The sequence below is a fragment of the Rathayibacter sp. AY1H2 genome, from assembly GCF_002931985.1.
GTDB lineage: Bacteria > Actinomycetota > Actinomycetes > Actinomycetales > Microbacteriaceae > Rathayibacter.
On record NZ_PSUV01000006.1, the window covers coordinates 40,696 to 57,964 of the forward strand.

Here is a 17,269-nt window from a genome sequence, read left to right on the forward strand (position 1 = left end):
GACGGACCGACTTCTCCGGAAGGGGGTTTACATCCCCGGTCGAGGGGTACGAGGAGAAGGTGAACGACTCCTCCTCCCGGAGCGCCGACGAGCGCGCGAGGGCCCCGCGCCTGCGGGGGATCCTCTTCGACCGCGATGCGACGCTCGTGGTCGACGTGCCCTACAACGGCGACCCGGCGCAGGTCTCCCCGATGCCCACCGCCCTCGCCGCGGTCGAGCGGGCGCGCGAGGCGGGGCTGGCCGTGGGCGTGGTCACCAACCAGTCCGGGATCGCCCGCGGGATCATCGACCGCGGCCAGGCCGACGCGGTGAACCGGCGCGTGGACGAGCTCTTCGGCGGCTTCGACGTGTGGATGCTCTGCCCCCACGGCCCGGAGGACGGCTGCTCCTGCCGGAAGCCCCGGCCCGGCATGGTGCTCGGCGCCGCCGAGCAGCTGGGACTGCCGGCCCGATCCCTCGCCGTGATCGGCGACATCGGGGCCGACGTCGGCGCCGCCGCCGCGGCCGGCGCCCGTGGAGTGCTGGTGCCGACTCCGATCACCCGCGCCGAGGAGGTGGACGCCGCTCCGCTGCAGGCGGCGACGCTCCTCGAGGCGGTCGAGCTGCTGCTCGCGATGCAGCCCGACGAGGACGCCGAGTGAGGCGCCGCGTGCTCGTCGCCCGCCTGGACAGCGCGGGAGACGTCCTGCTGTGCGGACCCGCCGTTCGCGCGATCGCGGCCGACGCCGAGGTGCTGCTGCTGAGCGGTCCGCAGGGAGCGCCCGCGGCCGCGCTGCTGCCGGGTCCCTCCTCCGTCCGCACCTGGTGGTGCCCGTGGATCGGCGACGCCTCCCGCCCCGTCGACGCCGAGCTCGTCGACGAGCTGCGCGCGATCGTCGAGGAGTTCGCGCCGGACGAGGCCGTGATCCTCACCTCCTTCCACCAGTCGCCGCTTCCGCTGGCCCTGCTGCTCCGCCTCGCCGGTGTCGCCCGCATCACGGGCGCCTCGGTCGACTTCGCGGGCGCCCTGCTCGATGTGCGCCTCGTCCCGGGCGAGACCCTCGAGGAGGACCAGCCGGAGCCGGAGCGCGCGCTCGCGATCGCGGCGGCGGCCGGCTTCGCGCTGCCCGCCGGCGACGACGGACGGCTCCGCGTGCGCCGCGAGGGCGTGCTGCCCGCCGCTCTCGAGGGGATCGGCCCCTACGCGGTCGTGCACCCCGGGGCAGCCGTCCCCGCCCGCGCCTGGCCCGCGGCGAACGCGGCCCGCGCCGTCGAGCTGCTGGCGGACGCGGGCCTCGCCGTCGTCGTCACCGGCGGCCCGGGCGAGCGCTCCCTCACGGCCGAGGTCGCGGGCTCCCGCGGCATCGACCTCGGCGGGGCGACGGACTTCCCCGGCGCCGCCGAGGTGCTGGCCGGCGCCGAGGTCGTGATCTGCGGCAACACCGGCCCCGCGCACCTCGCCGCCGCGGTCGGCACCCCCGTGGTCAGCCTCTTCGCGCCGGTCGTCCCGGCCGTGCGCTGGGCGCCCTACGGCGTCCCGGTCGCGCTGCTCGGCGACCAGGAGGCGCCCTGCGCCGGCTCGCGCGCCCGCGTGTGCCCCGTCCCCGGCCATCCCTGCCTCGCGGGGGTGAGCGCCGAGGAGGCGGTCGCCGCCGCCCTCCGACTCCGACCCACGACTTCCCCGAGAGAGGCCATCGTATGAGGATCCTGCTCTGGCACGTGCACGGCGGCTGGGCGGACGCCTTCGTCCGCGGCGCCCACACCTACCTGCTCCCCACGACTCCGGCCCGCGACGGCTGGGGCCTGGGCACCGGCGGCCGCGACTGGCCGAGCGCCGTCGAGATCGCGCCCGAGGAGCTGCACGACGCCGACGTCGACGCGGTCCTCCTCCAGAGGCCCGATGAGCTCGCCGAGGCCGAGCGCCTGCTCGGGCGACGCCTCGGCCGCGACGTGCCCGCCGTCTACGTGGAGCACAACACCCCCCGCGGGGACGTGCCGGACAACCGCCACCCGCTCGCCGACCGCGACGACCTGCTGATCGTCCACGTCACCCACTTCAACGCCCTGATGTGGGACACCGGATCGACGCGGACGACGGTGATCGAGCACGGGATCCACGACCCGGGCCCTCTCTACACCGGCGAGCTGCCGCACTTCGGCGTGGTCGTCAACGAGCCCGTCCGCCGGGGCCGGGTCGCGGGGACCGACCTGCTCCCCCGCTTCGGCGCCGTCGCTCCGCTGGACGTCTTCGGGATGAAGACCGACCGGCTCGCCGAGCTGCCGGGCCTGGAGGACGTGACGGTCCTCGGCGACGTCCGCACGCAGGCGATGCACGCGGCCCTGGCCCGCCGCCGGGTCTACCTGCACCCGTTCCGCTGGACCTCCCTCGGCCTCGCGCTGCTGGAGGCGATGCACCTCGGGATGCCCGTCGTCGCGCTCGACGTGACGGAGGCGGGGCGCGCCGTCCCGCCCGAGGCCGGAGCGGTCTCGAACGACCTCGACGCCCTCGTCGCCTCGGCCCGGGCGCTCGTCGAGGACCCGGACCGCGCCGCCCGCGCCGGCGCCGTCGCCCGCGAGGCCGCGCTCGCGCGCTACGGCCTCGCCCGGTTCCACCGCGACTGGGACGAGGTCCTCGCCGACCTCCCCGGACGCCGGTCGCCGGAGCCCGCTCTGGAAGGGAGCACCCGATGAAGCAGCACCTCTCCGCCGCGCCCGCGCTGACGATCGCCATGGTCTCGGAGCACGCGAGCCCGCTGGCGACCCTCGGCGGCGTCGACGCCGGCGGCCAGAACGTCCACGTGGCGGCGCTCGCCGACGCGCTCGCCCGCCGCGGCCACCGCGTCGTCGTCTACACCCGCCGCGACGACCCCTCCCTCCCCCGGCGCGTGCCCTTCACCTCGGGAGTCGAGGTCGTGCACATCGACGCCGGACCGCCGCGCCGGGTGTCCAAGGACGAGCTGCTGCCCTTCATGGGCGACTTCGCCGTCGACCTCGCCGAGGAGTGGCTGCAGGAGCGGCCGGACCTCGTGCACAGCCACTTCTGGATGTCCGGGGTCGCCGCGCTCGACGCCTCCGAGCGGGTGGAGCGAGCCACGGGTCGGCGCGTGCCCGTCCTCCACACCTTCCACGCGCTGGGCGTGGTCAAGCGCCGCCAGCAGGGCGCGCTCGACACCAGCCCCGAGGAGCGCGCCTGGCTCGAGCCCGGAGTGGGCCAGAAGGCCGACGGCGTCGTCGCCACCTGCTCGGACGAGGCCTTCGAGCTCAAGGGGCTCGGCGTGCCGACCTCGCGCATCTCGGTGGTGCCCTGCGGTGTCGACATCGACCGGTTCTCGGTCGAGGGCCCGGTCGCGCCCCGCGGCGAGCGCTCGCGGCTGATGACCATCGGACGCCTGGTGCCGCGCAAGGGCATGGGCATCGCTATAGAGGCGCTCGCGCACCTGGTCGCGGCCGGCCACGACGCGGAGCTCGTCGTCGTCGGGGGCTCCGGCTCCGGCGACGCGCTGACCGCGGACCCCGAGTACCAGCGGCTGCACGGCGTGGCCGAGAGCCTCGGCGTCGCGGACCGCGTCGACTTCGTCGGCCAGCTCTCGCAGACCGAGATGCCCGCGATGCTCCGCTCGGCCGACGTCGTGGTCTGCGCGCCCTGGTACGAGCCGTTCGGCATCACTCCGCTCGAGGCGATGGCCTGCGGCGTGCCGGTCGTCGCCTCCTCCGTGGGCGGCCTGATCGACACCGTGGTCGAGGACGTCACCGGGGTCCACGTGCCTCCGCGCGACCCGGTCGCACTGGCCGCCGCCCTCGGCTCGCTGCTGGAGGACCCCGACCGCGCCGGCGCCTACGGGGCCGCCGGCCGCGAGCGCGTCGAGTCCCGCTACTCCTGGGATCGCGTCGCCGCCGACACCGAGCGCGCCTACGTCACGACCCTCGCCGGCCTCGGCGACGAGTCGCTCCTCACCGGCGCCACGAGCGCACCCTCATCCCCCACCACCCGGAAGGCGGCTCCGCGACGATGACCATCGACACCGCGACCATCGACACCGTTCTGGACACCCCGGCCGACGCCGCCCGGCGCCTCGTCGACGACCACGTGGCGCGCGCGCTCGACGCGGTCGCGCAGCTGGAGCGCCACTCCGACAGGATCGCCGCCTGGGGCGTCGAGCTCGCCGACCGCCTGCACTCCGGCGCGCGCCTGCTCGCCGCGGGCAACGGCGGCTCCGCGGCCGAGGCGCAGCACCTCACCGCCGAGCTCGTCGGCCGCTTCGACGGCGACCGCGTCCCCTTCTCCGCCATCTCGCTGCACGCAGAAACGTCGAGCCTGACCGCGATCGGCAACGACTACGGCTTCGACCACGTGTTCTCGCGCCAGGTCACCGCGCACGCCCGGGCGGGGGACGTCGTGGTGCTGCTCTCCACCAGCGGACGCAGCGCGAACCTCCTCCACGCCGCGGAGGCCGCCCGTGCGGCAGGCGCCCGGTCGTGGGCGCTGACCGGCGAGGGGCCGAACCCGCTCACCGAGCTCTGCGACGAGGCGATCGCCCTCGAGGGCCACGGCTCCAATGTGCAGGAGGCGCAGCTGGTGCTCGTGCACGCGCTATGCCGGGCCTTCGAGCACCGGATCCGCGCGCGGACGGCGGCCGCCTCGTGAGCCGCCTGCGCCTCGTCGTCGTCGGCGACGTGATGCTCGACGTCGACCTCTCCGGACCCGCCGAGCGGCTGAGCCCGGACGCCCCCGTCCCCGTGGTCGACGTGTCGGCCCGCAGCGCCCGCGCCGGCGGTGCCGGGCTCGTCGCCCGGATGCTCGCCCGCGACGGGCACGAGGTGACGCTGGTGACCGCGCTCGCCGAGGACTCGGATCCGGACGTGGCGGAGCTGCGCGCCGAGCTGTCCGGCGTCCGCCTGGTCGCCGGGCCCTCGGGAGCGGCGACGCCGGTGAAGACCCGCGTCGCCGCCTCCGGCCAGGCCGTCGTGCGGATCGACCGCGGCTGCGAGACGCCGCCCGTCCCCGGCGTCACCGACGCGATGCTCGCCGCGCTCGCCGACGCCGACGCCGTGATCGTCGCCGACTACGGCCGCCGCCTGACCGAGGAGCCGTCGCTCCGCACGGCGCTCGACGCGCTCACCGTGCCGCTGGTGTGGGATCCGCACCCGCGCGGCTCGCAGCCGGTCGCCGCCACCTCCCTCGCCACCCCGAACCTGGCCGAGGCCACCGCCTTCTCGGGAGCCGTCGGCCGCGGAGTGACGCGCGCCGAGTCCGCCGCGACCACCCTCCTCGAGCGCTGGGGCTGCGGTGCGGTCACCGTGACGATGGGATCCTCCGGCGCCCTGCTGCGCTCCCGCGGCGCCGGCGTCCCGGTCGTCGCACCGGCCGTCGCCGTGCCGCCCACCGACCCGTGCGGCGCGGGCGACCGGTTCGCCGCCTCCGCCGCCGTCGCCCTCGCCGAGGGTGCGAGCACGTCGGAGGCGGTGCAGGCGGCGGTCGCCGCGGCCGGCGCCTACCTCCTCGCGGGAGGGGTCGCCTCCCTCTCCGCTCCCGCCGACCCCGCACCCCTCCACGGCGGCGGGGTGGACGCCCTGCGCGTCGCCGAGTCCGTCCGCGCGGCAGGAGGAACGGTGGTCGCGACGGGCGGCTGCTTCGACCTGCTCCACGCCGGCCACGCCCGCACCCTCTCCGCGGCACGCGCTCTCGGCGACTGCCTGATCGTCTGCCTCAACTCGGACGACTCCGTCCGGCGCCTCAAGGGCGCGGCGCGGCCGATCATCCCCGAGGACGACCGCGTCGACCTGCTGCTCGCGCTCGAGTGCGTCGACGCCGTGCTGGTCTTCGGCGAGGACACGCCGGACGAGGCGCTGCGCCGCATCCGCCCCGACGTCTGGGTGAAGGGCGGCGACTACTCCGCCGAGTCCCTCCCCGAGACGGCGACGGTGGCGGAGTGGGGCGGCCGGGTCCTGACCGTGCCGTACCACCCCGGCCGCTCGACCACCCATCTCGCCGCCGCGCTCGCGCGCGTCGGCTGACCCGCGGCCCACGAGGCCCGCAGACCACCCCCGGAAGGAAACCATGAGCACCACTCCCACCCCCGTCGGCCGCGTCCTGATCACCGGAGGAGCCTCCGGGCTCGGTGCGGCCGTCGCCGCCGCGGTCACCGCCGCCGGCGGCACCCCGATCGTGCTCGACCGCGACGTCTCGTCGGTGAAGGAGGGCGTCGCCGCCTACCAGGTCGACGTCGCGAAGACCCGCGAGGCCGAGAAGGCGGTCGTCGAGATCGCCCGCGAGCACGGCGGGCTCGACGCCGTCGTGACCGCGGCCGGCATCGACCGCTGCGGCCGCCTCGTCGACGTGGAGCCGGAGGAGTGGGAGCGGGTCATCTCCGTGAACCTCCTCGGCACCGCGGCCGTCGTCCGCGCGGCGCTGCCCTTCCTCACCGAGACCCACGGCCGCGTCGTCACCGTCGCCTCCTCGCTCGCGATCAAGGCCGTCTCGGACGCGACCGCGTACTGCGCCTCGAAGTTCGGCGTGCTCGGCTTCACCCGCGCGCTCGCGGCCGAGACCAAGGGCGAGATCGGCGTGACCACGCTGATCCCGTCGGGCATGAAGACGCGCTTCTTCGACGACCGCGACGAGCAGTACAAGCCGGGTCCGGACGCGCTGCTGAACGACCCGGAGAACGTGGCGAACGCCGTCATGTTCGTCCTCGGCCAGCCGCGCGGCTGCGAGGTCCGCGAGCTCGTCATCACGCACGAGGAGGAGCCGTCCTGGCCGTGATCCGCTGATCCGGGCGCGCCCCGGATCCCCCGCCGCGAGACGCCACCTCGGTCCGCACGCCCCGGCGCGTCGCGTACCGAGGCGGCGTCTCGCGGTTCAGCGGGTGGAGGCGAGCACCCCGCGGACGTCCTCGAGCACCGCCTCGACGCCCACGTCGCCGACGAACGTGACGTCGTGCTCGCAGCGCGGAGCGGTCCAGCCGACCTGCGTGGCGTCGCGCCCGCAGACCGGGCAGTGCGTGGTCCAGCTCAGCTGCACCCGGTGGCGCTGCCGCCCGAGGGCCGCGGCGTTGATCGCGTTGCCCACCCAGAAGATCCCGACCGTCGGAGCGCCGACCGCGGCGGCGAGATGGCGGGGTCCGGAGTCGTTGCCGAGTACGAGGTCGGCGAGCGAGAGCAGCGGAGCGAGGTCCGGGAGGTCCACGACGCCCGCCCAGGAGACCGCTCCCGGCGCCCCGGCGACGATCTCGTCGGCGGCGGGCACGTCCGAGGCGTCGCCCACCACCAGCACGCGCGCGCCGTCCGCCAGCAGCTCCGTCGCCACGGCGGCGAAGGAGGCGGCGGGCCAGCGCCGGCGGGGATCGGTCGCGCCGGGGTGGATCAGCACCAGCGGGCCGCCCGCGGGCAGCGCCGCGGCGAGGCGGTCCCGCCGCTCCGGATCCACGGCGAGCGCCGGCTCGAGGCGTGTCGCGGGCGCTCCTGCCAGCCCGACGATCTCGAGCGCCCGCAGCATCTCGTGCTGGTAGTAGACGTAGGGGATCGTGCGCTCGAGCTCCGCGGCGTCGTCGGTGCGCGACCCGACCGTGTGGCGCGCGCCGAGGCGCTGGAGGAACGGGTTGGAGTAGCGCCCGCCGCCGTGCAGCTGCACGGCCAGGTCGAAGCGGCGCGCGCGCATCCGCTCGGTGAAGTCCTCGACGACCCGGGGGTCCTCCCCCTCTCCGTCGCGGACGCCCTGCGCCACCGGCAGGATCTCGACGTCGGCGATCGGCGACTCGACGCCCGTCAGCAGGACCCGGTGCGCGGGCGTCCCGAGCAGGGTGATCTCGGCTCCCGGGTAGGCGGCCGCGAGGGCGTCGACGGCGGGCAGCGCGAACAGCAGGTCGCCGAGTCCGCCGCCGCGCAGGACGGCGATCCTCTCGACTCCGGCGAAGGGCTCTCGGAGGGGGGCGATGGCGACCACGACGGGTTCCTCTCAGGTGCGGAGGGCGCGCGTGCGCCGCTCCGGGGACGGTGCACTCCTCCACTTCCCCGCCGGGGCCGATCCGAAACCGGATCGGGGGCGAGCCCGTCGCCGATCCGGGGGCGGATTCCGGAGGCGGCGTGTCTAGGCGCGCACCACCCGGGTACCGGACGGATGCGTCCGCCACTCCGCGGGCGCCCCCGACCGAGAGGTGACCGTGACCATCGACATCACGACCCCCGCCACGACCGCCGCCGACGCCGTCCGCCGCGCGCGGACCGCGTTCCCCGCGTGGGCCGCCACCGCGCCCGCCGAGCGCGGCGCCCTGCTCCGTGCCGCCGCCCACCGCGTGGCCGAGCGCGAGCAGGAGCTCGCCGACCTCAACACGCAGGAGACGGGCAAGCCCGCCGGCGACGCCCTGGGCGGCGTCCGCGCCGGTGTCGACACGCTGCTCCAGTACGCCGAGCTCGGCCCGCTGCACCGCGGGAGGAGCCTGCGCGGAGGGGCCCTCAACGTCGATCTCGCCCTGCCGCACCCGCGCGGTGTCGTGCTCGCCCTCACTCCGTGGAACGACCCGGTCGCCGTCGCCGCGGGCCTCCTGGGCGCCGCGATCGTCTCCGGGGACGTCGTCGTGCACAAGCCGAGCGAGCGCAGCCCGGGCACGGGCGCCCTCTTCACGAGCATCCTCGCCGAGACGCTGCCCGAGGGCGTGCTGACCCTGGTCGAGGGCGACGGGGCGGTCGGCGACGAGCTGGCGCGCACCGAGGGCGTCGACGTCCTCGCCCACGTCGGCTCGACCGCCACCGGCCGCGCGGTCGCCCGGGTCGCCGCCGTCACCGGCGCGCACGTGATCCTCGAGAACGGAGGCAACGACGCGCTCGTCGTCGACCGCGACGTCGACCCGGTCTGGGCCGCCGAGCAGGCCGCGCTGGGCGCCTTCGCCAACGCCGGCCAGATCTGCACCTCCGTCGAGCGGATCTACGTGCACCGCGACATCGCCGAGGCGTTCACGGCGGCGCTCGTCGCCGAGGCCGATCGCTGGAGCGCAGGCCCGCTCCCCCGCCTCGTCGACGCCCGCATGCGCGACGCCGTCCACGAGCACGTCACGGAGGCGCTCGACAGCGGCGCGCGCGCCCTCACCGGCGGCACCCCCGGGGACGGCACCTTCTACCCCGCGACCGTCCTGGCCGACTGCACCGAGTCGATGCTGGTGATGACGGAGGAGACCTTCGGGCCCGTCGCGCCGATCCGCGTCGTCGACTCCTTCGACGAGGGCCTGGACCTGGCCGCCGCGAGCCCCTACGGCCTGGCCGCCTCGATCCTCACCGCCGACATGGAGCACGCCCATCGGGCCGCGGCGACGCTGCCGGTCGGCACCGTCAAGGTCAACGGCGTCTTCGGAGGAGCGCCGGGCGGCAGCGCCCAGCCCCGCGGAGCATCCGGCTCCGGCTTCGGCTACGGCCCGGAGCTGCTCGACGAGATGACCACCACCACGGTCGTGCACTTCGGCCTGCCCGTTCTGCCGGGAGGCGCGCGATGAGCCTCGAGGGCTCGGCGCTCCAGCGGGCGAGCGCCCTCCTGGCGCACGTCCACGAGCGCCCGCCCGTCGTCGCCGTGATCGGGGACCTCATCCTCGACTCCTGGTGGCTCGGCGAGGCGGAGCGCGTCACGCGGGAGGCGCCCGCGCCGGTCCTGCGGCTCGAGGACGTCGTCGACGTCGCGGGCGGGGCCGCCAACACCGCCGCCAACCTGCGCGCGCTGGGCGCCGTCGTCCGCACGGTCGGCGTGGCCGGTCGCGACTCCGAGGGCGACCGGCTCGTGCGCGCGCTCGAGCGGGCCGGCCTGGACACCTCCCGGGTCGTCCGCACCGGCGCCGCGACGACGATCAAGACCCGCGTGGTCGGCGGCGACAGCGTGATGCTGCGCGTCGACTCCGGCCCGCACCGCCCGGCCGACGACGAGCTGGCCCTGCTCGCCGGTGCCGCCGCCGAGGCCACCGCGGGCGCCGACGCCGTCCTGGTCTGCGACTACGGCTCGGGGATCCTCCGCGAGGCCGTCGAGCGCCTGCTCGCCGTCGGGCGCCCCGGCCTCCTCGTGATCGACGCGCACGAGCTCGCCGACTGGGCCTTCGCCCGGCCGGACCTCGTCACCCCGAACGCCAAGGAGGCGGAGCGGCTGCTCGGCGGCTCCCTCGGCCGCGGGACGGAGCGGGCCGCCGCCGTGCGCGACGCGGCGGACGACCTGCGCGCCCGCTCGGGCGCCCGGCACGTCGTGGTCACCCTCGACCGGGACGGCTCCACCGCCCTCGACGCCGACGGCACGGTCAGCCGCACCTTCGCTCAGCCCGCGGAGGAGAAGCAGGCGTCCGGCGCCGGCGACACCTTCGCCGCGACCGCCACCCTCGCCCTCGCCGCCGGCCGCTCCCTGGCCACCGCCGTCGACCTGGCGCAGGCCGCCGCCGACGTGGTCGTGCAGCGCCCCGGTACCTCCGTCTGCTCGGGCGACGACCTGCTCGCCTCCCTCGCCGCTCCCGGCGCCGTCGTGCTCGGCGAGGACGCCCTCGTCGAGGTCCTCGCGGAGCAGTCGCGCCGCGGTCGCCGCGTGGTGTTCACCAACGGCTGCTTCGACGTCCTGCACCGCGGCCACACCGCCTACCTCCGCCAGGCCCGCGAGCTCGGCGACGTGCTCGTGGTCGCGGTGAACGACGACGACTCCGTCCGGCGGCTGAAGGGCGAGGGACGGCCGATCAACCCGGAGGGCGACCGCGCGGGCGTGATCGCCGAGCTGGGCTGCGTCGACTACGTGACGCTCTTCGGCGGAGACACCCCCATCCCGCTGCTCGAGCGCGTGCAGCCCGACGTCTACGTGAAGGGCGGGGACTACAACCCCGACATGCTCGCGGAGGCGGCCGTCGTCCGCTCCTACGGGGGCGTCGTCACCACGGTCGGCTACGTCTCGGAGCACTCCACGACCGAGATGGTCCAGCGCATCCGATCGGCCGCGCCGTGACCAGCCGCCGGTGGTCCGGGCGCTGGGGGGTCCCCGAGGCTCCCCGGCAGCCGCTGATCGACGTGCTGGTGCCGACGGTCGGCCGCCGTGCCGAGCTCGCCGCCACGCTCGCCGGACTCGCCGCCCAGGACGACCCGCCCTTCCGCGTGATCGTCAGCGACCAGTCCGACGACGCGGTCGCCGAGAGCGACCCGACGATCCTCGCGATGCTGCGCGTGCTGGAGGCGCAGGGCCGGGCTCCGGTGGTGCGTCGGCACCTGCCCCGGCGCGGGCTCGCGGAGCAGAGGCACTACCTCCTCTCCCTCGCCACCGCCCCGGCCGTCCTCTTCCTCGACGACGACGTGTGGCTCGAGCCGGGCACGCTCTCGCGGCTGCACGAGGCCCTCGAGCGCCTCGACTGCGGCTTCGTCGGCTCCGCGGTGCAGGGCCTGTCCTACCTCGAGGACGTGCGCCCGCACGAGACCGAGTCGTTCGAGACCTGGGAGGAGCGCGTGGAGCCCGAGCGGGTGCGGCGCGGAACCCCGGAGTTCGAGCGCTGGCCGCTGCACAACGCGGCCAATCTCACGCACGTCGCCGCCCGCCTCGACGTCCCGGAGGGCGCCTGGCGCGCGTACCGGGTCGCCTGGCTGGGCGCGTGCGTCCTCTACCGCCGCGACGCCCTCCTGGCCGTCGGCGGCTTCGACTTCTGGGAGCAGCTGCCCCCGGAGCACAGCGGTGAGGACGTCGCCGCGCAGTGGCGCGTCATGGAGCGCTTCGGCGGCGCGGGCCTGGTGCCCAGCGGCGCCGTGCACCTCGAGACGCCCACGACGGTCACCGACCGGCGCGTCGACGCCTTCGACCGGCTCTTCGCCGAAGAGCACTCGTAACACTCAGCAAGGCGACGAAAGGACAGCACGATGGACGCACCCAACCCGATCCAGATCCAGAAGTACCTCTCGGGCATCGACTACCCCGCCTCGAAGGACACGATCGTCGAGACCGCGGAGAAGGAGGGCGCGGACGGCGACGTCCTCGAGGCCCTCCGTGCGATCCCGGACGGCGACTACGAGAAGCCCACCGACGTGAGCTCGGCCGTCTCGAAGGTCTGACCCCCTCCGCGGGACGCCGCTCCGGTGCACGGCACGCCGTGCCTGTCGTACCGGAGCGGCGTCCCGCGAGCGGCGATCGGCCGGCGCGGAGAGCCGGGGTCAGGCGGAGGCGTGCTCGCGCTCGCGCAGGACGCCGGACTCGAGCGCCTGGAACGACAGCACCTTGTAGCCCTCGGACTCGAAGAAGATCGTCGCCCGGTCGGCCTCCACGCTCATCACGGTGCCGGCGCCCCACTCGCGGTGCTCCACCGACTCGTCGACGCTCAGAGGGGCGTCCACGGGCGCCTCGACGGTCACGCCGCTCGCCTCGTGCCGCTCGCAGCCGTCGCAGTTGCCGCACCACTCGGCCGACTCCACGCCGAAGTAGTCCAGCAGGACTCGGCGGCGGCACTGGCTGGTCTCCGCGTACGCGCGCATCATCGACAGGCGCGACTCCGCGATCCGCTCGCGGGAGGCCAGAGCCTCCTTCACCGCGTGCACGGCCTCGTCGCCGGAGGCCTCGCGCGTGGCGCGCAGACCGGAGCCGGTCTCCACCAGCCCCGCGTCCGCGAGATCGTTGACGATCCGGGCGATCGTGCGGGCCGGCTTCCCCAGCTCCTTCGCGAGAGCCGCGGAGTCCAGCCCCGGCTGCTCCGAGACGGCCGCCCAGATCACGCGCAGCGCGGCCTTGTCGACCGAGCGCTTGGCAAAGAAGCGGCGGAGACCCAGATCCTCGGCGCGGTAGTGCAGCGCGCCCGTCGCCGGCTCGCCGTCGCGGCCCGCGCGGCCGATCTCCTGGTAGTACGCGTCGAGCGACTCGGTGGTCGTCGCGTGCAGCACGAAGCGGACGTCGGCCCGGTCGATGCCCATCCCGAAGGCCGAGGTCGCGACGACGACGTCGAGCTCGCCAGCGCGCCACTGCTCGTGCACGACCTTGCGCTCGGACACCTTGAGTCCGGCGTGGTACGCCGCGACCCGGCGCCCCTCCGCCGCGATGTCGGCCGCGTAGGCCTCCGTCTCCTTGCGGGTGGCGACGTAGACCAGGCCCGGAGCCGTCCAGCTGCGGGCCTCCTCGACCACGGCGGCGCGCTTCTCGTTCTCGCTCTCGTGGCGGTGCACCACCAGCCGGATCTCCGGACGGTCGACGCCGTGCACCTGGATCTCGGGGTCGGTCATCCGGAGGCGCTCGATGATCTCGTCGCGCACCGGCCCGGAGGCGGTGGCGGTCATCGCGAGCACCGGCGGGTCTCCGAGCTCGCCGCGCACATCGGCCAGGCGGAGGTAGTCGGGGCGGAAGTCGTGGCCCCAGGAGGAGACGCAGTGCGCCTCGTCGACGACCAGGAGCGACACTCCCGCGGCCGCCAGACGCGCCACGTTCTCGGGCTTGGCGAGCTGCTCGGGCGCCAGGAGCACGTAGAGCGGGCCGCCCTCGTCGATCCGGTCCCAGGCGCGGGCGACGGCCGCGGCGCCCTGGGAGGAGTTGATCGCGACGGCGGGCGGGGCCGCCGGAGCCGCCTCGATCGCGGCGAGCTGGTCGGCCTGCAGGGCGACGAGCGGGGAGACGACCAGGACGACGCCGCCGCGCTCGGCTCCGGCGATCTGGTAGACCGCGGACTTGCCGCCGCCCGTCGCCAGCACCAGCAGCGTGTCGCGCCCGGAGGCGGCCGACTCGATCGCCTCGCGCTGACCGGGGAGCAGCGACGACCAGCCGAAGTCCTCCCGGGCGATGCGGCTGACGGAGTCGGTGCGGGAGGAGTTCATAGCTCGACGCTACGACCAGACGGCCCCGGAGGCAGTCCGCTTGACAGCGCCGGGGAGCACGGTGAAGGCGCGTCGCCCGGCCTCACGGCCCGCCTCTGCCCCCTCGTCCCCGCGCTGTCAACGTCCTGCGGAGGGGCCCGTCGCGTGCTGGGCTGGGGCCCCGACGAGAGGAGCCGACATGGCCGACCAGAACGTGAACGAGGACCTTCCCGGATCCGGCGGCGACGCCGTCCCGAACACCGGCGGCGCGCAGACGGTGCTGCCCGGCGAGAACGCGGCCGACGCCTCCGCCGCGGGGGCCGCTCCCGGGGGCACCGCGATGGACCGCGGCGTCACGGACGCCGTGACCGACGGTGACAGCGGAGGAGACACCGTCTCCGGCCACGCCGACCTGCCGGACGAGACCGAGGGCGCGGTCGGCAGCGACCCGGCGAGCGCCGACTGACGTCCCGCTCGGACGCGTCCGGCCCGCCGGATCCGAGGATCCTTGCGGGCCGGAGGCGCTCTACCCTCCGCGGAGGAGGACTCGGGCTCAGCGCCGGACGACCACCGGGTTGAACAGCGTGCCGATGCCCTCGACGTCCACCGCGACGGTGTCGCCGTTCGCGATCGGCCCGACGCCGGCGGGCGTCCCGGTGAGGATCACGTCCCCGGGGAGCAGCGTGAAGATGCGCGAGACGTAGGCCACGAGCTCGGGCACCCCGTGGATCATGTCGCCGGTGCTGCCCGACTGCTGCACGCGCCCGTTGACGCGCGTCTCGATCGCGCTCTCGTTCCAGACGAACTCGGTCTCGATGACCGGGCCGAGCGGGCAGAAGGTGTCGTAGCCCTTCGCCCGCGCCCACTGGCCGTCGGAGCGCTGGAGGTCGCGCGCAGTGACGTCGTTGGCGATGGTGTACCCGAAGACCACGTCCTCGTAGTCCTCCGCGCGGACGTTGCGGGCCACGGCGCCGATCACGATCGCCAGCTCGCCCTCGAACTCCACCAGCTGGCTGTCCTCGGGGAGGACGATCGCCTCGTCCGGGCCGATGACCGACGTGTTCGGCTTGAGGAACACCAGCGGCTCCGCCGGGGCGTCACCGCCCATCTCAGCCGCGTGGTCGGCGTAGTTCTTCCCGATGCCGACGACCTTGGAGCGCGGGATCACCGGCGCGAGGAGCTTCGCCTCCGCGATCGGGATGCGCTCCCCCGTGGTGTCGAACCCGGCGAACATCGGGTCGCCGGCGAGCACGACCAGGTCGTCCTCGTCCACGATCCCGAAGTGGATCGCTCCCCCGTTGTCCCCGTCGCGCTGCGTGGCGAATCGTGCGATCTTCATGCGTCCAGCCTCGTCATCCATCCGTGCGTGTCCTCGCGGCGTCCGTACTGGATGCCGGTCAGCTCCTCGCGGAGCGACATCGTGAGCTCCCCGGCGGGCGCGCCCTCGCGGCCGACGGAGAAGCCCTCGCCCTTGAGCTCGGCGATCGGGGTGATCACGGCGGCGGTCCCGCAGGCGAACACCTCGACCACGTCGCCGGAGGCCACTCCGTCGCGCCACTCGTCGATGCTCACGCGGCGCCGCTCGACGCGGTGGCCGCGGTCCTCGGCGAGCTGCAGGACGCTGTCGCGCGTGATGCCCTCGAGGATCGAGTCCGATTCCGGGGTGACCAGCGTGCCGTCCTTCTTCACCAGCACCACGTTCATGCCGCCGAGCTCCTCGATCCACTGCGACTCCTGCGAGTCGAGGAAGAGGACCTGCGCGCAGCCGTGGCTGTAGGCCTCCTGCTGCGGAAGGAGGGAGGAGGCGTAGTTGCCGCCCGTCTTCGCCGCTCCCGTGCCGCCCTTGCCCGCCCGGGCGTAGGAGGTGGAGAGCCAGATCGACACGGGGGCGACCCCGCCCGAGAAGTAGGCGCCGGCGGGGCTGGCGATCACGTAGTAGCCGACGTCCTCGGCCGCGCGCACGCCGAGGAACGCCTCCTGCGCGAACATGAACGGGCGCAGGTAGAGGCTGGTCTCCGGCTCCGAGGGGACCCAGTCGCCGTCGACCGCGATCAGCTGCCGCAGCGACTCGACGAAGAGGTCCGTCGGGAGCTCCGGCAGCGCGAGACGGCGGGCCGAGCGCTGCAGGCGGCGCGCGTTCGCCTCCGGGCGGAAGGTCCAGACGGAGCCGTCCTCGTGGCGGTAGGCCTTCATCCCCTCGAAGATCTCCTGCGCGTAGTGCAGGACGGCGGCGGCGGGGTCGAGCGCGAGCGGGCCGTAGGGCTCGACGCGGGCGCTGTGCCAGCCGTCCGCGCGGGTCCAGCGGAGGCCGACCATGTGGTCGGTGAAGTGCATGCCGAAGCCGGGGTTCGCGAGGATCCGGGCGCGCTCCTCGGCGGAGCGGGGCGCGGGGGCGGCGGTCACCTCGAACGCGAGGTCGGCGGGGGCGGAGTCGGTGCTCATCGTTGTGGTGTCCTTCTGCGGGGGATCAGCGGAGGCGGGCGACGACGGAGTCGCCGATCGCGGCCGTGGAGCGCGGGGTGCCGTCGCGCGACTCGATGTCGGCGGTCACGGCCGCGGTGACGCGGGCGGCCTCGTCGCTCCGGCCGAGGTGGTCCAGCAGCATCGCGGCCGAGAGGATCGCGGCGGTCGGGTCGGCGAGCTGCCGTCCTGCGATGTCGGGCGCGGATCCGTGGACCGGCTCGAACATGCTGGGGAACGCGCCGTCGGGGTTGATGTTGCCCGAGGCCGCGAGTCCGATGCCGCCGCTGATCGCGCCGGCCAGATCGGTCAGGATGTCGCCGAAGAGGTTGTCGGTGACGATGACGTCGAACCTAGCAGGGTCGGTCACGAGGAAGATCGTGGCGGCGTCCACGTGGAGGTAGTCGACGGCCACGTCCTCGAAGGCGGCCCCCACCTCGTCGACGATCCGCTTCCAGAGCGAGCCGGAGAAGACGAGGACGTTCGTCTTGTGGACGAGCGTCAGCCGGGAGCGGCGCGTGCGGGCGAGCTCGAACGCGTGTCGGACGACGCGCTCGACCCCGTAGGCGGTGTTGACCGACACCTCGTTGGCGACCTCGTGCGGGGTGCCCTGCCGGATCGAGCCGCCGGTACCGACGTAGGGCCCCTCCGTGCCCTCGCGGACGACCACGAAGTCGACCTCGCCGGGAGCCGCGAGCGGCGAGGGGACGCCCGCGTAGAGACGGGTCGGCCGCAGGTTGACGTAGTGGTCGAGCTCGAAGCGCAGCCGCAGGAGCAGCCCGCGCTCGATGTTCGCGTCCCGGAGGCGCGGGTCCCCCGGTGCTCCGCCGACGGCGCCCAGGAGGATCGCGTCGTGCCCCGCGATCGCCGCGAGGTCCTCGTCGGTGAGGACGTCGCCGGTCTCGAGGTAGCGGGCGGCGCCGAGCGAGAAGGTGGTCGTCTCGAGCACCAGGTCGGAGTCGGCGGTGACGGCGTCGAGGACCTTGACGGCCTCGGCGGTCACCTCGGGCCCGATCCCGTCTCCGGGGATGACGGCGAGCTTCACGGTGCGGGGCATGGCGGTCCTCAGGCG

17 protein-coding genes are annotated in these 17,269 nt (G+C 75.0%); 12 read left to right on the forward strand and 5 right to left on the reverse strand.

Annotated elements, in window-relative coordinates:
* The first annotated feature begins 59 nt into the window (after positions 1–59).
* From C5C29_RS17080 to C5C29_RS06370, 7 genes are read left to right on the forward strand one after another with little or no spacing between them, the layout of a single operon-like run.
* Positions 60–641 carry an HAD-IIIA family hydrolase gene (locus C5C29_RS17080; protein ID WP_104226264.1) on the forward strand — a complete coding sequence of 194 codons (582 nt, stop codon included), beginning with the start codon at positions 60–62 and terminating at the stop codon, positions 639–641.
* Positions 638–1,681, forward strand: a complete 1,044-nt coding sequence (locus tag C5C29_RS06345; RefSeq protein WP_219812923.1) for a glycosyltransferase family 9 protein — start codon at positions 638–640, stop codon at positions 1,679–1,681. The genes C5C29_RS17080 and C5C29_RS06345 overlap by 4 nt, the downstream gene beginning before the upstream one ends.
* Positions 1,678–2,670, forward strand: coding sequence for a glycosyltransferase (locus C5C29_RS06350; protein ID WP_104223522.1), 993 nt, complete (start codon positions 1,678–1,680; stop codon positions 2,668–2,670). Before C5C29_RS06345 ends, C5C29_RS06350 begins: the two co-directional genes overlap by 4 nt.
* Before the next feature lie 26 nt (positions 2,671–2,696).
* Positions 2,697–3,992: a glycosyltransferase gene (locus C5C29_RS06355; RefSeq protein ID WP_104223582.1), complete on the forward strand. Its 1,296-nt coding sequence runs from the start codon at positions 2,697–2,699 to the stop codon at positions 3,990–3,992.
* Positions 3,989–4,624 carry an SIS domain-containing protein gene (locus tag C5C29_RS06360; RefSeq protein WP_104223523.1) on the forward strand — a complete coding sequence of 212 codons (636 nt, stop codon included), beginning with the start codon at positions 3,989–3,991 and terminating at the stop codon, positions 4,622–4,624. The genes C5C29_RS06355 and C5C29_RS06360 overlap by 4 nt, the downstream gene beginning before the upstream one ends.
* A gap of 5 nt (positions 4,625–4,629) precedes the next feature.
* Complete coding sequence (locus C5C29_RS06365; RefSeq protein ID WP_104223583.1) at positions 4,630–5,994, forward strand: PfkB family carbohydrate kinase; 1,365 nt, start codon at positions 4,630–4,632, stop codon at positions 5,992–5,994.
* 43 nt (positions 5,995–6,037) lie between these two features.
* Positions 6,038–6,742 carry an SDR family oxidoreductase gene (locus C5C29_RS06370; RefSeq protein WP_104223524.1) on the forward strand — a complete coding sequence of 235 codons (705 nt, stop codon included), beginning with the start codon at positions 6,038–6,040 and terminating at the stop codon, positions 6,740–6,742.
* A gap of 96 nt (positions 6,743–6,838) precedes the next feature.
* On the opposite strand, the gene C5C29_RS06375 is transcribed toward C5C29_RS06370, so the two are convergent.
* Entirely contained in the window at positions 6,839–7,921 is a 1,083-nt protein-coding gene (locus tag C5C29_RS06375) for a glycosyltransferase family 9 protein (protein ID WP_104223525.1), read from the reverse strand.
* Positions 7,922–8,138: 217 nt separating this feature from the next.
* On the opposite strand from C5C29_RS06375, the gene C5C29_RS06380 reads away from it, so the two are divergent.
* From C5C29_RS06380 to C5C29_RS06395, 4 genes are read left to right on the forward strand one after another with little or no spacing between them, the layout of a single operon-like run.
* Positions 8,139–9,461 carry an aldehyde dehydrogenase gene (locus tag C5C29_RS06380; RefSeq protein ID WP_258062257.1) on the forward strand — a complete coding sequence of 441 codons (1,323 nt, stop codon included), beginning with the start codon at positions 8,139–8,141 and terminating at the stop codon, positions 9,459–9,461.
* Complete coding sequence (gene rfaE2 / locus C5C29_RS06385) at positions 9,458–10,930, forward strand: D-glycero-beta-D-manno-heptose 1-phosphate adenylyltransferase (protein ID WP_104223527.1); 1,473 nt, start codon at positions 9,458–9,460, stop codon at positions 10,928–10,930. Before C5C29_RS06380 ends, rfaE2 begins: the two co-directional genes overlap by 4 nt.
* Positions 10,927–11,796 (forward strand): glycosyltransferase family A protein, encoded by an 870-nt coding sequence (locus C5C29_RS06390; protein ID WP_219812158.1) that lies wholly within the window; start codon positions 10,927–10,929, stop codon positions 11,794–11,796. Before rfaE2 ends, C5C29_RS06390 begins: the two co-directional genes overlap by 4 nt.
* A 30-nt stretch (positions 11,797–11,826) precedes the next feature.
* Entirely contained in the window at positions 11,827–12,018 is a 192-nt protein-coding gene (locus C5C29_RS06395; RefSeq protein ID WP_104223528.1) for a DUF2795 domain-containing protein, read from the forward strand.
* A gap of 99 nt (positions 12,019–12,117) precedes the next feature.
* Here C5C29_RS06395 and C5C29_RS06400 read toward each other — a convergent pair whose 3' ends face one another.
* Entirely contained in the window at positions 12,118–13,758 is a 1,641-nt protein-coding gene (locus tag C5C29_RS06400; RefSeq protein ID WP_104223529.1) for a RecQ family ATP-dependent DNA helicase, read from the reverse strand.
* Positions 13,759–13,936: 178 nt separating this feature from the next.
* Between C5C29_RS06400 and C5C29_RS06405 the strand changes: the two genes are divergently transcribed.
* A complete protein-coding gene (locus C5C29_RS06405; RefSeq protein ID WP_104223530.1) occupies positions 13,937–14,203 on the forward strand; it encodes a hypothetical protein in 267 nt (88 codons plus the stop codon).
* An 87-nt stretch (positions 14,204–14,290) separates the two neighbouring features.
* On the opposite strand, the gene C5C29_RS06410 is transcribed toward C5C29_RS06405, so the two are convergent.
* The 3 genes from C5C29_RS06410 to C5C29_RS06420 are packed head-to-tail and all read right to left on the reverse strand — an operon-like array spanning position 14,291 to position 17,254.
* On the reverse strand, positions 14,291–15,076 hold the full coding sequence (locus C5C29_RS06410; protein WP_104223531.1) for a fumarylacetoacetate hydrolase family protein: 786 nt from the start codon (positions 15,074–15,076) through the stop codon (positions 14,291–14,293).
* The gene (locus C5C29_RS06415) at positions 15,073–16,179 is read right to left on the reverse strand and encodes a branched-chain amino acid aminotransferase (RefSeq protein WP_104239273.1); all 1,107 of its coding nucleotides are present in this window, start codon (positions 16,177–16,179) and stop codon (positions 15,073–15,075) included. The genes C5C29_RS06410 and C5C29_RS06415 overlap by 4 nt, the downstream gene beginning before the upstream one ends.
* A 25-nt stretch (positions 16,180–16,204) precedes the next feature.
* Positions 16,205–17,254: a 3-isopropylmalate dehydrogenase gene (locus tag C5C29_RS06420; RefSeq protein WP_104223533.1), complete on the reverse strand. Its 1,050-nt coding sequence runs from the start codon at positions 17,252–17,254 to the stop codon at positions 16,205–16,207.
* Positions 17,255–17,269: the final 15 nt, after the last annotated feature.

Coding starts and splice junctions, on each gene's coding strand:
- C5C29_RS06350 (WP_104223522.1), top strand. CDS start 1,678: ATGAGGATCCTGCTCTGGCACGTGCACGGCGGCTGGGCGGACGCCTTC.
- C5C29_RS06360 (WP_104223523.1), top strand. CDS start 3,989: ATGACCATCGACACCGCGACCATCGACACCGTTCTGGACACCCCGGCC.
- C5C29_RS06370 (WP_104223524.1), top strand. CDS start 6,038: ATGAGCACCACTCCCACCCCCGTCGGCCGCGTCCTGATCACCGGAGGA.
- rfaE2 (WP_104223527.1), top strand. CDS start 9,458: ATGAGCCTCGAGGGCTCGGCGCTCCAGCGGGCGAGCGCCCTCCTGGCG.
- C5C29_RS06395 (WP_104223528.1), top strand. CDS start 11,827: ATGGACGCACCCAACCCGATCCAGATCCAGAAGTACCTCTCGGGCATC.
- C5C29_RS06400 (WP_104223529.1), bottom strand. CDS start 13,758: ATGAACTCCTCCCGCACCGACTCCGTCAGCCGCATCGCCCGGGAGGAC.
- C5C29_RS06405 (WP_104223530.1), top strand. CDS start 13,937: ATGGCCGACCAGAACGTGAACGAGGACCTTCCCGGATCCGGCGGCGAC.
- C5C29_RS06410 (WP_104223531.1), bottom strand. CDS start 15,076: ATGAAGATCGCACGATTCGCCACGCAGCGCGACGGGGACAACGGGGGA.
- C5C29_RS06415 (WP_104239273.1), bottom strand. CDS start 16,179: ATGAGCACCGACTCCGCCCCCGCCGACCTCGCGTTCGAGGTGACCGCC.
- C5C29_RS06420 (WP_104223533.1), bottom strand. CDS start 17,254: ATGCCCCGCACCGTGAAGCTCGCCGTCATCCCCGGAGACGGGATCGGG.